The 18,794-nt window shown below is 55.2% G+C and carries 16 protein-coding genes; 6 read left to right on the top strand and 10 right to left on the bottom strand.

The annotated features are described in order from the left end of the window. Positions 1-8: 8 nt before the first annotated feature. The 4 genes from ubiE to udp all read right to left on the bottom strand — a co-directional run bounded on the left by ubiE (position 9) and on the right by udp (position 4,049). The gene (gene ubiE, locus BTJ39_RS18195; RefSeq protein ID WP_078004101.1) at positions 9-764 is read right to left on the bottom strand and encodes a bifunctional demethylmenaquinone methyltransferase/2-methoxy-6-polyprenyl-1,4-benzoquinol methylase UbiE; all 756 of its coding nucleotides are present in this window, start codon (positions 762-764) and stop codon (positions 9-11) included. An 83-nt stretch (positions 765-847) separates the two neighbouring features. After that, on the bottom strand, positions 848-2,341 hold the full coding sequence (gene rmuC, locus BTJ39_RS18190) for a DNA recombination protein RmuC (protein ID WP_078004100.1): 1,494 nt from the start codon (positions 2,339-2,341) through the stop codon (positions 848-850). Between the two features lie 81 nt (positions 2,342-2,422). Continuing rightward, positions 2,423-3,193, bottom strand: coding sequence for a tyrosine-protein phosphatase (locus BTJ39_RS18185; protein ID WP_078004099.1), 771 nt, complete (start codon positions 3,191-3,193; stop codon positions 2,423-2,425). A gap of 94 nt (positions 3,194-3,287) precedes the next feature. After that, entirely contained in the window at positions 3,288-4,049 is a 762-nt protein-coding gene (udp, locus tag BTJ39_RS18180) for a uridine phosphorylase (protein ID WP_078004098.1), read from the bottom strand. Positions 4,050-4,329: 280 nt separating this feature from the next. Between udp and BTJ39_RS18175 the strand changes: the two genes are divergently transcribed. Both BTJ39_RS18175 and BTJ39_RS18170 read left to right on the top strand, forming a co-directional pair. Then, positions 4,330-5,169: a dienelactone hydrolase family protein gene (locus BTJ39_RS18175; RefSeq protein ID WP_078004097.1), complete on the top strand. Its 840-nt coding sequence runs from the start codon at positions 4,330-4,332 to the stop codon at positions 5,167-5,169. A gap of 253 nt (positions 5,170-5,422) precedes the next feature. Beyond that, positions 5,423-6,532: a DNA-methyltransferase gene (locus BTJ39_RS18170; protein WP_078004096.1), complete on the top strand. Its 1,110-nt coding sequence runs from the start codon at positions 5,423-5,425 to the stop codon at positions 6,530-6,532. Between the two features lie 56 nt (positions 6,533-6,588). Here the strand turns inward: BTJ39_RS18170 and metE are convergent, their stop codons facing one another. Next, complete coding sequence (gene metE / locus BTJ39_RS18165; protein WP_078004124.1) at positions 6,589-8,859, bottom strand: 5-methyltetrahydropteroyltriglutamate--homocysteine S-methyltransferase; 2,271 nt, start codon at positions 8,857-8,859, stop codon at positions 6,589-6,591. A gap of 148 nt (positions 8,860-9,007) precedes the next feature. On the opposite strand from metE, the gene metR reads away from it, so the two are divergent. Continuing rightward, complete coding sequence (gene metR / locus BTJ39_RS18160; RefSeq protein ID WP_078004095.1) at positions 9,008-9,949, top strand: HTH-type transcriptional regulator MetR; 942 nt, start codon at positions 9,008-9,010, stop codon at positions 9,947-9,949. 6 nt (positions 9,950-9,955) lie between these two features. On the opposite strand, the gene BTJ39_RS18155 is transcribed toward metR, so the two are convergent. Continuing rightward, positions 9,956-10,819, bottom strand: coding sequence for a carboxylate/amino acid/amine transporter (locus tag BTJ39_RS18155; RefSeq protein WP_078004094.1), 864 nt, complete (start codon positions 10,817-10,819; stop codon positions 9,956-9,958). Between the two features lie 321 nt (positions 10,820-11,140). Between BTJ39_RS18155 and glpT the strand changes: the two genes are divergently transcribed. Together glpT and glpQ are read left to right on the top strand one after the other, a co-directional pair. Then, positions 11,141-12,487, top strand: a complete 1,347-nt coding sequence (glpT, locus tag BTJ39_RS18150; protein ID WP_078004093.1) for a glycerol-3-phosphate transporter — start codon at positions 11,141-11,143, stop codon at positions 12,485-12,487. Between the two features lie 19 nt (positions 12,488-12,506). Continuing rightward, complete coding sequence (gene glpQ / locus BTJ39_RS18145) at positions 12,507-13,565, top strand: glycerophosphodiester phosphodiesterase (protein WP_078004092.1); 1,059 nt, start codon at positions 12,507-12,509, stop codon at positions 13,563-13,565. 40 nt (positions 13,566-13,605) lie between these two features. On the opposite strand, the gene yigL is transcribed toward glpQ, so the two are convergent. Together yigL and pldB are read right to left on the bottom strand one after the other, a co-directional pair. Then, positions 13,606-14,406: a sugar/pyridoxal phosphate phosphatase YigL gene (yigL, locus tag BTJ39_RS18140; protein ID WP_078004123.1), complete on the bottom strand. Its 801-nt coding sequence runs from the start codon at positions 14,404-14,406 to the stop codon at positions 13,606-13,608. Positions 14,407-14,457: 51 nt separating this feature from the next. After that, the gene (gene pldB, locus BTJ39_RS18135) at positions 14,458-15,450 is read right to left on the bottom strand and encodes a lysophospholipase L2 (protein ID WP_078004091.1); all 993 of its coding nucleotides are present in this window, start codon (positions 15,448-15,450) and stop codon (positions 14,458-14,460) included. Between the two features lie 113 nt (positions 15,451-15,563). Here pldB and rhtB point away from each other — a divergent pair, with 113 nt between their 5' ends. Further along, positions 15,564-16,187, top strand: coding sequence for a homoserine/homoserine lactone efflux protein (rhtB, locus tag BTJ39_RS18130; protein WP_078004090.1), 624 nt, complete (start codon positions 15,564-15,566; stop codon positions 16,185-16,187). A gap of 45 nt (positions 16,188-16,232) precedes the next feature. On the opposite strand, the gene rhtC is transcribed toward rhtB, so the two are convergent. Both rhtC and recQ read right to left on the bottom strand, forming a co-directional pair. Next, positions 16,233-16,856 (bottom strand): threonine export protein RhtC, encoded by a 624-nt coding sequence (rhtC, locus tag BTJ39_RS18125; RefSeq protein ID WP_078004089.1) that lies wholly within the window; start codon positions 16,854-16,856, stop codon positions 16,233-16,235. Positions 16,857-16,936: 80 nt separating this feature from the next. Then, positions 16,937-18,763 (bottom strand): ATP-dependent DNA helicase RecQ, encoded by a 1,827-nt coding sequence (gene recQ, locus BTJ39_RS18120; protein ID WP_078004088.1) that lies wholly within the window; start codon positions 18,761-18,763, stop codon positions 16,937-16,939. Between the last annotated feature and the right edge of the window lie 31 nt (positions 18,764-18,794).

The raw sequence follows: 18,794 nt of genomic DNA, 5'->3' as shown, positions 1-18,794 counted from the left end.
CTTCCTGCTCAGAACTTAAATCCACGATGCAAAGCGACGATGCCGCCGGTCAGATTGTGATAGCTGATATTTTCAAACCCAACCGTCATCATCATCTGTTTCAGCGTTTCCTGATCCGGGTGCATACGAATTGATTCCGCCAGATAACGGTAGCTTTCAGCATCTTTCGCCACCAGCTCGCCAATGCGCGGCAAGACGTGAAACGAATAGGCATCATAGGCTTTGCTGAGCGGTTCGAATAGCGGACGAGAGAACTCCAGAATCAACAGCCGCCCGCCGGGCTTCAGCACCCGAAACATCGAAGCCAGCGCTTTATCTTTATCCGTCACGTTACGCAAGCCAAACGAAATGGTGATGCAATCAAACGTATTATCCGGAAAGGGCAACGCCTCGGCATTGGCCTGCACATAGCTAACATTGCCCAGTACGCCCTTATTACGCAGCTTCTCGCGCCCCATTTTCAGCATTGAGCTATTGATATCCGCCAGCACAACCTCGCCGGTTTCACCAACAATGCGCGAAAACTTAGCCGTCAGGTCGCCGGTTCCTCCCGCCAAATCCAACACTTTCTGACCGCGCCGCACGCCGCTGCAATCAATAGTGAAACGTTTCCAGATGCGATGAATTCCCAGCGACATCAGGTCGTTCATCAGATCGTATTTTGCCGCTACAGAGTGGAAAACATCGGCCACCATTCCGGCTTTTTCCTCTTTCGCCACCGTGCGAAATCCGAAATGTGTCGTTTCCTCGTTATTATCTGCCATGCGTTTTGCCTGCTGGATTATCTTAAATTCACGTATCGCCACAGTGTACCAGAGTCCATCTACCCTGGCACCCTGAGTGCGGTCTATTGCTGAAGCCGCCGCACGGTTTCAAGCTGCAACGCGGTGTCGTCCTGCTGGTCGTCGCCTTCCGCATCGTCCTCCGCCTCTTCCGGCATCGCCTGCTGCGCCAGCTGCGGATTAATCGGGCGTTTGATATCGACGCCCAGCTGGCGGAAACGCTCGCTTTGTGCAATCAGGTTGCCGCGTCCTTCGCTGAGCTTTTTCATCGCCTGGCGGTAGCTTTCGCCGGCGCGATCCAGGTTCTGCCCGATGGCGCTCATATCATCGACAAACAGCCGCATCTTGTCGTAGAGCTTTGACGCCCGTTCGGCGATCAGCTGCGCGTTGCGGCTTTGATGCTCATAGCGCCAGAGATTACTGATAGTGCGTAAAGCCACCAGCAGCGTGGTGGGGCTAACCAGCATAATGTTTTGCTGCAGCGCTTCACTGATTAGCTCGGGCTGGCGGTCGATCGCCAACAGGAACGCCGGCTCAACCGGAATAAACATCAGCACGTAATCCAGGGAGCGTAAACCAGGTAACTGTTGATAATCTTTGCGGCTGAGCTGGCGTAAATGGCTGCGAATAGCGCCGATATGCTCGCTAATGGCCAGCTCGCGGGAAGCCTCATCCTGGGCATTAAAGTAGCGTTCATAGGCGATTAGCGTCATCTTGGCATCAATAACCACATCTTTATTTTGCGGTAGATGAACGATAACATCCGGTTGCATTCTGCCCTGGTTTTCCAGTTGAATAGCCACCTGCGTATCATATTCGTAGCCTTCACGCAGGCCCGACGCTTCCAGCACCCGACTAAGAATAACCTCTCCCCAGTTGCCCTGCGTTTTGTTATCGCCTTTTAATGCGCGGGTCAGGTTGATTGCTTCCTGCGCCATTTGCGCATTCAGCTGTTGCAGATTACGAATTTCATGAGTCAGCGTATGGCGCTCGCGGGCTTCCTGGCCGAATCCCTCCTGCACCTGACGACGAAAACCCTCCAGCTGCTCGCGCAGCGGAGTAATGAGCGCATTCATGCTCTGGCGGTTTTGCTCATCGACCCGTCGGCCACTGTTTTCAAAAATACGGTTTGCCAAATTTTCAAACTGCGCATTAAGACGCTGTTCGCTATTGACCAGCAGCCGCTGCTTCTCTTCAGCGGCCAGACGGGTTTCCTCAAGCCGAATGGAAACCTCACGCAGCTCAGCTTCCTGGGCGCTGTTGACCTCCAGCTGATTACGCAACTCGCGGCCGAGCTGTTCACACTCGTTACGCCAGTGGTCAAAGTGATGGAGTTTCTCCTGCGCGGCGCTAAGGGAACCCTGCATCTGACGCAGCTCCTGCAGCTGTGCGTCATATTGCAGCTGCAGGCGCTGACGCTCGGCTTCTGACTGCTGAGCGCTGTGCGTCAGCAGACGTAGCTCGCCCTGCACCTGCTGATGGCGCAAATGCATCGCCAGTGCGCCAATCACCAAGCCTGTCAGCCCTGCGGCAACAAAATAAACTATCGTTATATCCATTTCGCTCTCCCGATCCCCTGCTAACGGGAAAAGGTAGAGCGGCACTGTATGAATGTCCAGATAATTTAACGGGGGGAAGAATCAGGGCAGTAAAAAACGCTGCTGTAGCGCGGCGCGGGCCACATCATCCAGCTGATATTCGCGCGCCAGCCAGCGATCGATTGAACCGTATTGCCGTTCTATTTCGTCAAATGCAGCCTGCAGACAGGTTTCATGGGCTGACAGCACATAGTTGAGCTTATCGAGGCCGTGGCTATCCAGCCTGGAGGCGAAAAGAGACAGCATGCGGTCGCGAAACGGCGCCAGCGTTTTTTGCGTCAGTAAATAGTCCTGCATCACAGTTTCTTTGCTGGCGCCGAGGGCAAAGAGCACCAGCGCACTGCCGATACCGGTACGGTCTTTACCTACCGCACAGTGCTGTACTAATGAAGTGGTGTTTGAGTCGCGTAGCAGCGCGCAGAGGTGGTGATACGCCGGATTATTGAATGGCAGCAGGCGATACAATTCCAGCATAAAAGCTTCAGCGTCAAAGTCGTGGATCGCCTCGCCAACCAGGGTATCCAGGCTGGCGCTGACTTTGGCGCTAAGCGGATTCGCCGGCACTGCATGGTAAACGGCCCCCGACCAGAGTCGATCCGGGTGTAGTCTGCTTTCATCGGCATCGCGATAGTCTACGACGTGTATTAACGGCAGCCCGGCAAGCTGAGCCAGATCGTCATCACTTAGCGCGTCAAGCGCCCCGGAGCGAAACAAACAGCCGGAGCGGACCAGACGCCCGTCCTGGGCAGGCAGGCCGCCCAGGTCGCGAAAGTTAATACCCTGCTGCGGACTTAACGCTGAAGAGATAGCCATAACCCGTTCCTTTTACTGAAATTAACCTCACTGTAGCAATCTCAATAAACTAAGCAGGAAAAGGCGTCGTGACAATGCGTGCCATACTGTGGATTCAGACCAGGCGGCGGGCAGCCTCAACCACGATTTTTACCGCATCGCTCTCAGTCTGCTTCATCGTTTCCGCGTTGGGGATTTCCTGCTGGGTACGGTTAACAATTACCCCGGCCACCATGCCTGCACGCAGCCCCTGGCTGGCGCACATTGTCAGCAGCGTGGCAGACTCCATTTCGTAGTTCATTACGCCCATCTGCTGCCACTCTTCCATTGAATGTTGAAAGCGGCTCACCACGCGGCCGGAGAAAGTATCATAGCGCTCCTGACCCGGATAGAAGGTATCAGACGAGGCGGTAATGCCCACGTGAGGAGACGCCCCCATTTCACGCGCCGCGGCGACCAGGGCCGTGGTGCAGTCAAAGTCAGCAACTGCCGGGAACGCCATCGGGGCAAAGTGCAGGCTGGCGCCGTCCAGACGAACTGAGCCGGTGGTTACCAGCACATCGCCAACGTTAATATGCGGTTGAATCGCGCCGGTAGTGCCAACCCGCAGGAAAGTGCGGATTCCCAGCTGCGCCAGCTCCTCCACCGCGATTGAAGTAGAAGGTCCGCCAATACCGGTAGAACAAACAATTACCGACTTCCCGCCCAGCTGCGCGCGCCAGGAAGTAAACTCACGATGAGAAGCAAGGTGTACCGGATTATCCATCAGCCCAGCGATCTTTTTTACTCGCTCAGGGTCGCCTGGGACGATAGCCAGGGTCGCTCCCTGCATATCCGCTTTGGTAAGACCCAGATGGAAAACATCAGACTGTGCCATTTCAAACTCCTGTCTACACTGATAAAGGGTACAGACGGCGTACTTTACGCGATCTGATAAGGGTTAAACGTGACGACAATCACTGGTAGTGAAGACAACTAATGCAAGCAAAAAATTAATTAGTGATTAATGTCACATATAACCACTCTTCCCGTCAGGTTTGACACAAGATGTGCTCACAGCGAAGGCGTCTGATGATAACAGAGCAGGTTGACTGATAATGCATTCGCAGCAGACAGACTATAGTTACCAATTGCGCTCAAGACACATGGAGAGACCGATGAAAACCGACGACAACGTTACGCAAAAACCAGGTCATAGCGGGTTTACTCCGGCCGTATCACCTGTCGCCTCTACAACTATTATTACCGATAGTCCGGCGATACAGTCGGGAGAAACCTCAATACCGACCCAGGGCGAAAATATGCCCGCCTTTTACGCCCGCCCGAAAGCAACGGCAGACAAAGCGCTGCCCGTGGTGTTGGTTATTCAGGAAATTTTCGGCATCCATGAGCATATTCGCGATATCTGCCGCCGCCTTGCGGGTGAAGGATACCTTGCCATCGCCCCTGAACTCTATTTTCGCCAGGGCGACCCGGCCGACTATAACGATGTCAGCAAAATACTTCAGGAACTGGTCAGCAAAGTCCCCGATGCTCAGGTGCTGGCCGACCTTGACCATGTTGCCAACTGGGCATCACGCCACGATGGTGATATGCGTAAAATGGCCGTTACCGGATTTTGCTGGGGCGGGCGCATTGCCTGGCTGTACGCCGCACATAATCCGCAGCTAAAAGCGGGCGTAGCCTGGTACGGTAAGCTGGTTGGCGAAAAGTCCATGAAGCAGCCCGAGCATCCGGTTGATATTGCCGTTAACCTCAACGCGCCGGTTCTTGGCCTGTATGGCGGCAAGGATGACAGCATTCCCCAGGATAGCATTGAAACCATGCGTCAGGCGCTGCGTGCAGCCAACGCTAAAGCAGAAATCATCGTTTACCCTGATGCCGGACATGCGTTTAACGCGGATTATCGTCCCAGCTACCACCAGTCCTCGGCGCTGGATGGCTGGCAGAGAATGCTGGATTGGTTCAAGCTGCATGGCGTGAATCCGCAAAGCTAAACGGACGTCGTCGCCCGATATAATCCAGAGCGTCAAAGCGATCGCGCCGGAACGTCAGCTCCGGCGCCTGAGGTCCGTCCGGGATTTAAACCGACGCGGGCAGGCGGCGAGTTTATTGATAAGTCGCGCGTCCTGCTGCTCTCTCCGACCAGGTGCATTTTGCCAGCCAGTGGCTGCATGTCATTGATGCTGACGTTGACCCAACGACGTCTAAGCTCTAACATCGTTCCCGCACTTAGAGGGGACCATCATCATGGCTTACGCCGCCGGCATCGTACGCGATGCCATCATCACCTTTCTGACCCAGCATCAGCGTGAAGCGTCAACCAGTGAAATCACGCTCGCCGTCAGTCGCCTGATTGGGCCTGTGGCCTCATCGTCGGTGCGCTCCTATTTGAATCTGAATACGCCCGGCCTGTTTAGCCGGGTAGCGCGCGGTCATTATCGTTTAACGTTAGCCGGCGAAACGGCGCTCGGCGGCGATTTCCCGCTGGCGCACGCGGGCAGTGCCCGGCTGGTTCATGCTGACTGCTTTCAATGGCTGGCGCAGCAGCAAGAGAACCGCTTCCAGGCGGTCGTGACCGATCCGCCATATAGCCTGCTGGAGTACAGCCCGGCGCACACCGCAAAGCTGCGCGCCGGGAAGGGCGGCATCTGGCGTCTGCCCCCTGCTTTTGATGGTCGTCAGCGCGGCCCGCTTCCTCGTTTTACCGTACTTAGCGATGACGACCGCGAAAAACTGTGGCAGTTTTTCGCCAGGCTGGCGGCCAGCCTGCATCGCGTTATCGTTCCGGGAGCCAACGTTGTGGTGGCTTCAAACCCGCTGCTCTGCCATCTGGTGGCATCTGCGATGTCCAGCTCAGGCCTGGAGCTACGAGGCTATCTGGCGCGCCAGGTGATGACGATGCGCGGCGGTGACCGGCCGAAAAATGCCCATAATGAATTTAATATGGTGTCCGTCATGCCGCGCTCGCAGTGGGAGCCGTGGGTATTGCTGCGTAAACCGCTGGAAGGGAGAGCGCAGGATAATCTGCGGCGTTGGCATACGGGAGGGTTTCGCCGCCCCGCAGCTGATAAACCGTTCGGCGATCTTATTCGCTCGCACCCTACCCCTGCCGGTGAAAAACGCATCGCTCCCCATCCGTCGCTAAAGCCTCAGGGTTTTATGCGCCAGCTGGTGCGCGCCGTGCTGCCGCTGGCACAAGGTGAGGTACTTGATCCTTTCATGGGCGCGGGTTCCACGCTGGCAGCAGCCAACGCGGTGGGTTATCGCAGCGTCGGCGTAGAGATTGATGCTGACTTCTATCAGATGGCGCAAAGCGCGGTGCCACGACTTAGCGCGCTCAAGCTAAAAAACGAATAAAAAAAGGGGCATCCTTAGATGCCCCAAGCTGTAACACACTACGTCAACAACACAACTCAGCTAACGGAAGCACGCAGGTTTTGCGCAGCTTTTACCATGTTTGCCAGCGCCTGACGGGTTTCCGTCCAGCCACGGGTTTTCAGGCCGCAATCCGGGTTGACCCACAGACGCTCAACCGGGATGCGCTGGGCGGCTTTCTTCAGCAAATCTTCCATCCAGGCAACATCCGGCACGTTAGGAGAATGGATATCATATACGCCAGGACCGATTTCATTGGGGTATTCAAACTCTTCAAACGACTCCAGCAGCTCCATATCGGAACGCGACGTTTCAATGGTAATCACGTCAGCATCCAGTGCGGCAATCGAATCCATGATGTCGTTGAATTCGCAATAACACATATGGGTATGGATCTGCGTGTCGTCTTTGGCCACCGCGGCGTTAAGACGGAACGCTTCCACCGCCCACTCCAGATAAGCCGCCCAGTCAGAACGATGCAGCGGCAGGCCTTCACGCAGCGCCGGCTCATCAATCTGAATAATGCCAATACCGGCACCTTCCAGATCAGCGACTTCATCACGCAGCGCCAGCGCAATCTGCTTAGCGATGGTTTCCCGCGTCACATCTTCACGCGGGAAGGACCAGCAAAGGATGGTTACCGGGCCGGTCAGCATCCCTTTCACCGGCTTGTCAGTCAGGGATTGCGCATACTTCGCCCACTCGACAGTGATCGGCTCAGGACGGCTGATATCACCAATAATTACCGGTGGTTTTACGCAGCGCGATCCGTAGCTTTGCACCCAGCCGTTTTGCGTAAAGACAAAACCGTCCAGATGTTCGCCGAAATATTCAACCATGTCGTTGCGCTCAGCCTCACCATGGACCAGTACATCCAGTCCCAGGCGCTCCTGCTCAACGATAGCCTGCTTGATATGCTGAGCAATGCCGGTGCGATAGTTACCGCCGTCAATGCGCCCCTGCTTAAAATCCAGACGCAGGCCGCGAATCTCAGTGGTTTGCGGGAATGAACCGATCGTGGTGGTCGGCCAGGCCGGCAGCTGGAAACGCGCACGCTGGGCATCAGCACGTAGCGGATAGATGCTGTCACGCTGGCTGTCTTTGGCGGTGATCGCCGCCAGGCGTTTGGCAACGGCGGCATTGTGCACCCGGCTGGAATCGCGACGAGCGCGGATCGGTGCGCTCCAGGCTTCCAGCGATGTGGGGTCGTTATTGTTCAGAGCGCGGCTCAATAACGCCAGCTCGCCGCATTTTTGCAGCGCAAAAGCAAACCAGCTCTTTACTTCATCATCAAGGCGGGTTTCAACACTCAGATCGATCGGGCTGTGCAGCAGCGAACAAGAGCTGCCAATCCACAGCTGCTGACGTTTACCGATCACCGGCTTCAGACGCTCAAACCAGCTACTCAGATCGGCGCGCCAGACGTTACGGCCATTAATCACCCCCAGCGACAGCAGCCAGTCGGCCGGAACGTCTTCATTCAGCTTCTCCAGCTGATCTTTACCGTGCACCAGATCAACGTGCAAACCCTGCACCGGCAAGCGACGGATAACGTTCAGATTCTGTCCTACGCTGTCAAAATAGGTCGTCAGCAGCAGCTTCGTTTGCCCCTGCAGTGCGTCGTAGGCGGGTTTGAACGCCTCCTGCCACGCCTGCGGCAGTTCCAGCGCCAGCGCAGGCTCATCAATCTGCACCCACTCGATTCCGCGTTTCGCCAGCTCGCCCAGTACCTGCTGATAAACCGGCAAAACGGCGTTAAGTAGCGTCAGACGATCGAACTGAGCGCCCTTCACTTTGCCCAGCCACAGGTAGGTTACCGGGCCCAGCAGGACGGGTTTCACCTTGTGGCCCAACGCCAGCGCCTCGTCAACCTCATCTAACAATTGCGTCCAGCTCAGTTTGAAGGTCTGGCCTTCGCTAAACTCCGGCACCATGTAGTGATAGTTGGTATTGAACCATTTGGTCATCTCTGCCGCCGCCGCGGGTTCGCCGGTCGGCGCACGACCGCGGCCAATGCGAAACAGCGTATCAAGATCGACAGAGCCGTCTTTATTCTGGTGGCGCGCTGGCACGTTGCCCAGCAACAGGCTGGTTGTCAGTACGTGATCGTACCAGGCAAAGTCGCCCACGGGCACCAGGTCAACACCGGCTTCCTGCTGCTGCTGCCAGTGACGCGCGCGGAGTTCGCGGCCGGTTGCTAACAGCTCTTCCTGAGTCGATTTACCCGCCCAGTAGCTTTCCTGCGCTTTTTTCAGTTCGCGACGTAAACCGACACGAGGAAATCCGAGGGTATGGTTAAGAATTGTCATTACGCTATCCTCTTTAACGATGCAGGCCGGGGTCGCTGTTTTGAAGCTGCCGGTCCATTTAGCCATCCAGATGTTTACACCGCTATATTCTGCAGGTATTGTTTAATCCTCAAGCGCAAATTATTCATGCCCGATGTGAAGGACTCTCATGATTGAACTTAAACACCTGCGGACGCTGCAAGCGCTGCGTAATACGGGTTCGCTGGCTGCGGCTGCCGCACAGCTCCATCAGACGCAGTCGGCGCTATCGCACCAGTTCAGCGATCTGGAGCAGCGTCTGGGCTTTCGCCTGTTTGTCAGAAAGAGTCAACCGCTGCGCTTTACCGCGCAGGGGGACATTTTGCTACAGCTAGCCGAGCAGGTGCTGCCGCAAATCCAGCAGGCGCTGCAAGCCTGCCATGAGCCTCATCAGTCAGCATTGCGCATTGCGATTGAGTGTCATAGCTGTATTCAGTGGCTGACGCCGGCACTGGATAATTTTCGCCGCAGCTGGCCGCAGGTGGTGATGGATTTTAAATCTGGCGTGACCTTCGATCCCCAACCAGCCCTGCAGCAGGGCGAACTGGATGTGGTTCTCACCTCTGATATCCTGCCACGCAGCGGTTTACACTACTCGCCGATGTTTGATTTTGAGGTGCGGCTGGTACTGGCGCCCGACCATCCGCTGGCACAAAGCCCGCGAATTCTCCCGGAAGACCTGGTCGATGAAACGCTGATGATTTATCCGGTACAGCGTCAGCGCCTCGATATCTGGCGCCATTTCCTGCAGCCTGCGGGTATCAGCCCGCCGCTGAAAAGCGTCGATAATACCCTGCTGCTAATACAGATGGTCGCGGCGCGCATGGGGATTGCCGCACTGCCGCACTGGGTGGTGGAGAGTTTTGAACGCCAGGGCCTGGTGGTGACAAAAACCCTCGGCGAAGGCCTGTGGAGCCGCCTGTATGCTGCGGTGCGCGATGGCGAGCAGCGTCAGCCGGTAACGGAAGCGTTTATTCGTTCCGCGCGCCAGCATGCCTGCGATCACCTGCCTTTTGTCCGCGATGCCTCGCATCCCGGAATGCCGCTGCCGCAGCGCGACGGCAGCGCATAACACTGATTATGTTCTTTCGCCGCCGGCGACTATCCAGCGTTTATGCGCCCACAGGGAGGCAAAGATTACCGCCGCACCGAGCAAAAAGCTGGGCCAGTGTGGCTGCTGCTGCCAGATAGCCAGATTGACCAGCAGCCCGGCGGGTACGTGCATATTATTCATGATACCCAGCGTACCGGCATCGACCTGAGTCGCACCGTAGTTCCACATGAAATAACCTAAGCCGGAAGCGGCAACGCCCAGCCAGATTAAAATGCCCCACTGAAAATCGGTGGTCGGCAGCTTGTGAGGATTACCCCACAGGGCAAAGGCCAGGGCCGCTACCAGCACGGCGCCAACGTAGAACCATGAAAAGGCGGTATGCTGCGGCATTGGACGTACTTCCTGCAAGCGCTTATAGCCCACCATGCCGATAGCGAAAATAATATTTGCCAGCTGTACCAGCAGCAGCCCGAACCAGAAGTGATCGCTGACTTTGTCATAGCGAATAATCGCCGCGCCCACCACCGCCAGCAGCGCGCTGAAAACGTAGCCAGGCCGCACTCCCCTGCCGCTCAGCAGATCGTAAATCAGCGTCACGTACAGCGGCGTCATAACCGTAAACAGCAAAAATTCGGTGACGCTCAGGTAGAGGTAGGCCTGGAAACTGATGAGATACATAATCCCCAGCTGCAGCGCGCCGACGGCCATATACAACATCAACGTAGAGGCACGATAGCCACGCCAGCGCAGAAACGGCAGAAAAACCAGTGCGGCCAGCGCCAGCCGGAAGAACACCGAAAACCAGCTATCAACCTGACCAGCCAGATATTCCCCTATCAGACTGAATGAAAAAGCCCACAACACGGTAGTAACAATAAGCAGCGCCACGGCAAACGACCTTACATCATCACGGACGCTTACTTTAACTGATGCTTAATTATTTCGCGTCGATATTTTGTTTACATCTGGCTACTAATAATCCACAAAAAAATAACGCTTATTGGAGCATATAAATCCATAAAACGAACATTTCGCGCTAAAACGAAAATTAATTAGTGATCATCATCACATAAAAACATTATTAAATGCGCGAATTATCACAAACCTGCCGGGCGCTGTAGTTTTATGTTCATAAAACTGTAACATTCCAACCATCCTGGTAACAGGAAAGCATCGCAAGAAACAATACATGCCATTGGAGGCCCCCGAATGCTCAGCATATTCAAACCCGCCGCACACCGGCCGCGCGTCGCAGCGGATCGCGTAGACCCTCTTTATCGCCGCCTGCGCTGGCAAATCTTCATCGGCATTTTTTTCGGCTACGCAGCCTATTACCTGGTACGTAAAAACTTCGCCCTGGCAATGCCTTATCTGGTTGAACAAGGTTTTTCCCGTGGCGACCTGGGCCTTGCGCTGTCGGGTATCTCCATCGCCTACGGATTTTCTAAATTCATTATGGGGTCGGTGTCCGACCGCTCAAATCCGCGCATCTTTCTCCCCGCCGGGCTGATAATGGCGGCCGCGGTAATGCTGTTCATGGGTTTTGTGCCCTGGGCGACCTCCAGCATTGCAGTGATGTTTGTCCTGCTATTCCTCTGCGGCTGGTTTCAGGGGATGGGATGGCCCCCTTGTGGGCGTACCATGGTCCACTGGTGGTCACAAAAGGAACGCGGCGGCATTGTTTCCATCTGGAACTGCGCCCACAACGTTGGCGGCGGCATTCCACCGCTACTGTTCCTGCTTGGCATGGCCTGGTTTAACGACTGGAAAGCCGCGCTCTACATGCCCGCTTTTGGTGCGATCCTGATTGCCCTGATCGCTTTTGCCTTAATGCGCGATACCCCGCAATCCTGCGGCCTGCCGCCGATTGAGGAATACAAAAACGACTACCCGGTGGATTATGACGAAAAGCATGAGCAGGAATTCACCACCAAACAAATCTTCATGCAGTACGTTTTGCCCAATAAGCTACTGTGGTACATCGCTCTGGCTAACGTTTTCGTCTATTTGCTGCGCTACGGCATTCTTGACTGGTCGCCAACTTACCTGAAAGAAGTGAAGCATTTCACCTTAGATACCTCATCCTGGGCCTACTTCTTTTATGAATATGCGGGGATCCCCGGCACCCTGCTGTGCGGATGGATGTCAGATAAGGTATTCAAAGGTAACCGTGGCGCAACGGGCGTGCTGTTTATGGCGCTGGTTACTATCGCCACCGTAATCTACTGGCTTAATCCGGCGGGTAATCCCGGCGTGGATATGGCCTGCATGATCATTATTGGCTTTTTGATTTACGGCCCGGTGATGCTGATTGGCTTACATGCCCTTGAGCTGGCGCCGAAGAAAGCGGCGGGGACGGCCGCAGGCTTTACCGGTCTGTTCGGCTATCTCGGTGGTTCAGTTGCAGCCAGCGCTATCGTCGGCTATACCGTCGATTATTTCGGCTGGGATGGCGGCTTTATGGTCATGATTGCTGGTGGCGTGCTGGCAGTGGTACTTCTGTTTATCACCATGCTCAACGAAAGCAAACACAAGCGCGAACTGAATCAGGCTTGAGTAAGCCCGGGAGAACTGCATGATTAAACCTCTGATTACCCTTACTCTGCTGGCAGCGACCTTTGCTGCCGGCGCAGAAACCAACGGTAAAATTGTCATTGCTCATCGCGGCGCCAGCGGCTATCTGCCCGAACATACCCTGGCGGCCAAGGCGATGGCCTACGCTCAGGGTGCCGACTACCTTGAACAAGACCTGGTGATGACCAAAGACGATCGGCTGGTGGTCCTGCACGATCACTATCTCGACCGCGTGACCAACGTCGCCGAGCGTTTTCCCGGCCGAGCGCGTAAAGATGGCCGCTTTTATGCCATTGATTTCACGCTGGCCGAGATTAAGAGCCTGAAATTCACCGAAGGCTTCAAGGTTAAAAATGGCAAAAAAGTGCAAACTTTTGCCGGGCGCTTTCCCATGGAGAAATCCGACTTTCATGTTCACACCTTCGAAGACGAGATCGAATTTGTGCAGGGACTGAACCACTCAACCGGCAAAAATATGGGCCTGTATGTGGAAATTAAAGCGCCCTGGTTTCATCGCAAAGAGGGAAAAGACATCTCCGCTCTGGTGCTGAAAACGCTAAGCAAGTACGGCTATCGCGGCAAGCAGGATAACGTCTGGCTGCAATGCTTTGATTACAATGAGCTTAAGCGCATTAAAACCCGGCTGGAGCCTGAACTGGGAATCAACCTAAAGCTGGTACAGCTGATCGCTTATACCAATTGGGATGAAACCCAGGAGCTGAAAAACGGTAAATGGGTGAACTACAGCTATGACTGGATGTTCCAGCCAGGAGCGATGGCGAAGCTGGCACAATATGTCGATGGCATCGGCCCTGATTACCACATGCTGGTTGATGCCAGCCATAGCAAACCCGGCCACCTGCAATTGACGTCGATGGCGCAGGCGGCCCACGACAGCAAGCTACAGGTTCACCCCTATACCGTACGGGCCGATCAGCTACCTGACTGGGCCGGCAACGTGAACGACGTCTACGATGCGCTTTACAATCAGGCCAAAGTAGAAGGCTTGTTTACCGACTTCCCGGATAAAGCCGTCTCATTTTTACAGCGCCAGCCATAACCTCAAACCAGCCCTGGCCGGCAACGGGCAGGGCTGGTTATTACACGGCAAACATCTTGCGCAGATAGTGCGGCACCGCTTCATCGGCATTGCTACCAATAATTTCCAGCTCCGGCAGTCGGGCTTTCAGCTTTGGCGCGCCGTTTTGCATGATGCAGCCTTTGCCTGACATCGACAGCATTTCCACATCATTCATTCCATCGCCAAAGGTGATGCACTCTTTCAGCGAATAACCCAATCGTTTGGCGACCGCGTCCAGCGCGTGACCTTTCGAAACGCCGCCCGCCATAACCTCCAGACAGGTTGGCAGAGAAAAACTGATATTGATCCGGTCGCCCCAGCGCGCCAACAGCGCCTGCTCAACGGGCTCCAGCTGACTGGGATCGCTGCAGGTGAAAAAGACTTTGCTGATGCCGTCGGTGGGCAGCTCGCCTGGCTGATAGACCTGGTAATTAAAATTGGACTCGCGGAAAAAGTCTTCTTCTTCAGGGCGTTCGCGGTTTAAAAACCACATTTCATCGCGATATACGTTGGTAAACACCTGCGGATGATGGTACTGCATGGCAAACAGCTCATCGGCAATATCTTCTGCAAGGTTATGGCTGAATATCAGCTCACCATCAGTATTATGTACCCTGGCACCGTTAGAGGTAATCATATAAGCGTTAATACCAAGGCTGTCGCGCATTTGCCCAACGTCAACGTAATGCCGGCCAGTGGCGAAAATAAAGTGAACACCTTTTTGCACCAGCAGCTGCAGCGTTTCACGGGCAAAAGGGGCTAAACGGTGGTCGGGGGTCAGCAAAGTACCATCTAAATCAGATGCGACTATCGGATACATCATTCCTCTGGTTTCTCCTTCTCAGACCGCCGTCACAAGGTCTGGAAATTATTAATCGAACTGGTCAAAAAAAGTGGTGACGGCATTCAGCACTTCAGCGCGCATCACATCACTTTCAAACAAAATCTCATGGCGCGCACCGCGAATAATCAGCGGCGAGCCGCCAGCACAGGGATTACCCATCTCGCTCAGTAACTGACAAAACCGATCCTGCGCCTGGTTATCAACGACTTTGTCATCCTCGGCTTGCAGCAGCAGCAGCGGGGTTTTCAGCGCTGAGACATTGCGCAGCACCTCTTCTCCCGCCTGGATTCCCTCACGAACCCAGTGATGGGTCGGACCACCGATGCGTAGCTCAGGGTCGTCGGAATAGAAGCGCAAACTACGGCGATAGCGCTCGCGGCTGTGAGTCAAATCATTCAGGCCAAACGGCCGCGGCCGCCAACGTCCGGTTCCCAGCGCATAGGTCTGGCTAAGCAGCGGATGTTTTTCCGCCCAGGCCAGGATACGGATAGCTAACCAGCGCGGCAGCGGTAAAAAAATGCCGAACATCGGCGCGCTCAGCGCCGCAGCGTCAAACGCATCCGGACGCCGCACCATCAGCAAAGTGGTAATGGCGCCGCCCATCGAGTGCGCCAGGGTAAAACGCCGCTGGTAGCGCGGGCTGGCAATCTCCAGTTGCCAGAGCGATTCCAGATCATCGACATAATCGGAAAAAGACTCGACGTGGCCGCGCTGCGTATCGTCCAGCATCCGGCCTGAGCGCCCCTGTCCGCGATGATCGATGATGACCACGTCATATCCGCAGTGAAACAGATCGTAAGCCAGCTCCGGATATTTGACGTAAGTTTCATTGCGGCCAGGACAAAGCAGAATAACCCGCTTATGTTGCTCACAGATGAAGCGAACGTAGTGAATTGGCACTCCGCCAACGCCACTGAAATACTTCTCTTCACGACGCTGCCAGAAATCCAGCAGCGGTCCGGTCACAAAGGCCGCAAACGCTTTTTCACGCGCCTGCCAGGCTTGCTTATGATTGGTCATTGGAAGGCACATCCTCAACTGTTCCCCCGATTGAACAACTCACCAGAGTCCGTAGCATGCCGTTCAACAATGGCGTATTGTGTCACAATTTGGCACATACCGGGAACTTTACCATGACCCTCCAGTGGTGGCTGGCTTACCTTTTAACAACAACCATCCTCAGCCTTTCACCGGGTTCCGGCGCCATTACAACCATGAGTACCGGTATCAGCCACGGCTACCGTGGGGCATGGATCGCTATCGCCGGCCTGCAAACCGGACTGATGCTGCTGATCGCACTGGTGGGTATCGGCCTCGGGGCAATTTTTTCACAATCGCTGCTGGCCTTCGAAGTGCTGAAATGGGCAGGTGCCGCCTACCTTTTCTGGCTGGGAATAAAGCAGTGGCGAACGGCAGGGGCAATCGACCTGACGGCGGTATCCCGCTCGCTGCCGCGCCGCAAACTGTTTAAACGCGCCTTTCTGGTGAACGTCACCAATCCGAAAAGCATTGTGTTTCTGGCCGCGCTTTTTCCACAATTTATCCAGCCTGACAGGCCGCAGTCGCTGCAGTACCTGGTATTAGGCATCACGACCATTGGCATTGATATCGTCGTCATGATTGGTTATGCGATCCTTGCGAGCCGCATTGCGCGCTGGATTAAGGGGCCACATCAGATGCGGTTACTGAATCGAATTTTCGGCAGTTTATTTATGGCCGTCGGCCTGCTGCTGGCATCGGCCAGGCGCATCGTCTGAGCCAACGCCAGAAATCCGCCCGCTGAGACGGGGCGGGTGCCGCAATCAACGGGACAGGATAAGATGAATACCAAAGCCGGCGAACAGGGCACCGGCAAATCCGTCAATCCATTTAGCGATGCGCTGATAGCCCTGGCGCATTTTTGGCAGAGCAAAAATTAGCGCCACCAGGGTAAACCAGGCAAAGGTTTCACAGCCAATCAGCGCAAACAACCCCCAGCGCGCGCTGGCGCCGACATCGTTGCCGACGAACAGAGAAAACACGCTACCAAAATAGATTACCGCTTTGGGATTAGAGAGGTTAGTCAGCAACCCTTTGAGAAAGCTGCGGCCCTGGGGCTTAACTACCGGCGCGGTACTTTGCTGAACGCCCTGTTTATGCTGCTGGCGCGCCGCGCACAGCAGTTGCCAACCCATCCACAGTAAATAAAGACCGCCGGCGACCATGATTATCTGATGCAGCCATGCCATACGTTGCAGCACGAGGTTTAGCCCCAATAGTGCCACTGCCGCCCATACCAACACGCCAAGCGTAATGCCCAGCACCCCCAGCATGGCTTCTTTGCGCGAACGACTGGCGGCAGTCTGCGACACAAAGAAAAAGTCCGGGCCGGGGCTCATCAGCGCAAATAAATGGACGGTAGCAACGGTTAAAAACAGGGTAAGCATGGCGTTATTTCCGGTTGTTCTGCTAACAAGTCATTCACTTTGTGCCTGCCAGCAAAAAATGGCAAGCGGCGACGGCGCTTTTATTCATCACCATCCACGTGCTCGCGGATCATAATCATAAATGGCTTGCCAAAGCGCTCCAGCTTGCGCTGCCCGACGCCATTGACGCTGAGCATCTCGGAGGCGGTGAGCGGCATCTGTTCAGACATTTCAATCAGCGTCGCATCATTAAAGACCACGTAAGGCGGAATATTCTCTTCATCAGCGATGGCCTTACGCAGTTTGCGTAGCTTGGCAAACAGCTTGCGATCGTAGCTGCCGCCATAGCTGCGCGCCTGGCTACTGCGTGGGCGAACACTGCTAATTCGCGGCACCGCCAGCAGCAGCGGGGATTCGCCTCGCAGCACCGGACGGGCGGCCTCGGTCAGCTGTAACGCTGAATGCTGAGTAATGTTTTGCATTACCAGCCCCAGATGAATCAGCTGGCGGATCACGCTGGTCCAGTGCTCCTGGCTACATTCGCGCCCGATACCATAAACCGGCAGTTTGTCATGCTGAAGGTCGCGAATCCGCTGATTATTGGCCCCACGCAAGACCTCGACCACATAGCCAAGACCAAAACGCTGCCCGACGCGATAGATAGTCGACAGGGCTTTTTGCGCTTCAACTAAGCCATCGTAGCGCCGAGGCGGATCGAGGCAGATATCGCAGTTTTCACAGGATTTTTGTCGATTTTCACCGAAATAGTTTAACAAGACCAGTCGTCGGCAGGTTTGCGCTTCGGCGAAAGCCCCCATGGCATTCAGCTTGTGACGCTCAATGTCCAGCAGCGGACCGGGCGCTTTCTCTTCGAGGCAGCGACGCAGCCAGGCCATATCGGCAGGATCGTAAAACAGCAGCGCTTCGGCAGGCAGACCATCGCGTCCGGCACGGCCGGTTTCCTGATAATAAGACTCAATATTGCGCGGAATATCGAAGTGCACCACGAAACGTACGTTTGGCTTATTAATTCCCATGCCAAATGCCACCGTGGCTACAACGATTTGCAAATTATCGCGCTGGAATGCTTCCTGCACCCTGGCACGGTGATCGTTATCCAGCCCGGCATGATAAGCGCCGACGCTTAGCCCGCGGCTTTGCAGGCGTGCGGCGGTGTCCTCCACCTTCGCCCGACTGTTGCAATAGATGATGCCGCACTTGCCGCGCTGTTCCTGTACATAACGCATCAGCTGATCGGTAGGTTTAAACTTCTCCACCAGCGTATAGCGAATGTTCGGTCGGTCGAAGCTGCTGATCTGAATCAGCGGATCCTGCAGCTTCAGCAGGCGAGCGATATCCTGGCGCGTGGTTTCATCGGCGGTAGCGGTCAGCGCCATCACCGGCAGCGCCGGGAAGTGCTGGCGCAGCTGGCCAAGTGCGCCGTATTCAGGGCGGAAGTCATGTCCCCATTGTGAAATGCAATGGGCCTCATCAACCGCCAGCATGCCGGGGTTCCAGTGAGAGAGATGGTCAACAAAGTTATCCATCATCAGTCGTTCAGGGGCGATATACAGTAGCTTTATCTGTCCGCTGCGGCAGCCAGACATAACGTCCTGCTGCTGCTCGCGGCTCTGCGTGGAGTTAAGGCAGGCGGCTGCCACGCCGTTAGCCAGCAGCTGATCGACCTGATCTTTCATCAGAGAGATAAGCGGCGATACCACCAGCGTCAACCCATCGCGCACTAGCGCCGGTATCTGATAGCAGAGAGATTTTCCTCCGCCAGTTGGCATAACGACCAGGCAATCGCGGCCGCTCAGCGCCGCCTGAATGATCGTTTCCTGACCTGGACGAAAATGCTGATAGCCGAAGGTATCGCGTAATACCTGTTGTGCCAGCATTTCCTGACTTAGAACGGCAGCCGTAGACACATGCTCCCCAATATGACGTGTATAAAACCTA

Origin of the sequence: Izhakiella australiensis, from assembly GCF_002006995.1 — a bacterium.
Taxonomy (GTDB): Bacteria; Pseudomonadota; Gammaproteobacteria; order Enterobacterales; family Enterobacteriaceae; genus Izhakiella; species Izhakiella australiensis.
The sequence above is the reverse complement of the archived record's forward strand: the minus strand, read 5'-3'. Positions and strand labels throughout refer to the sequence as shown.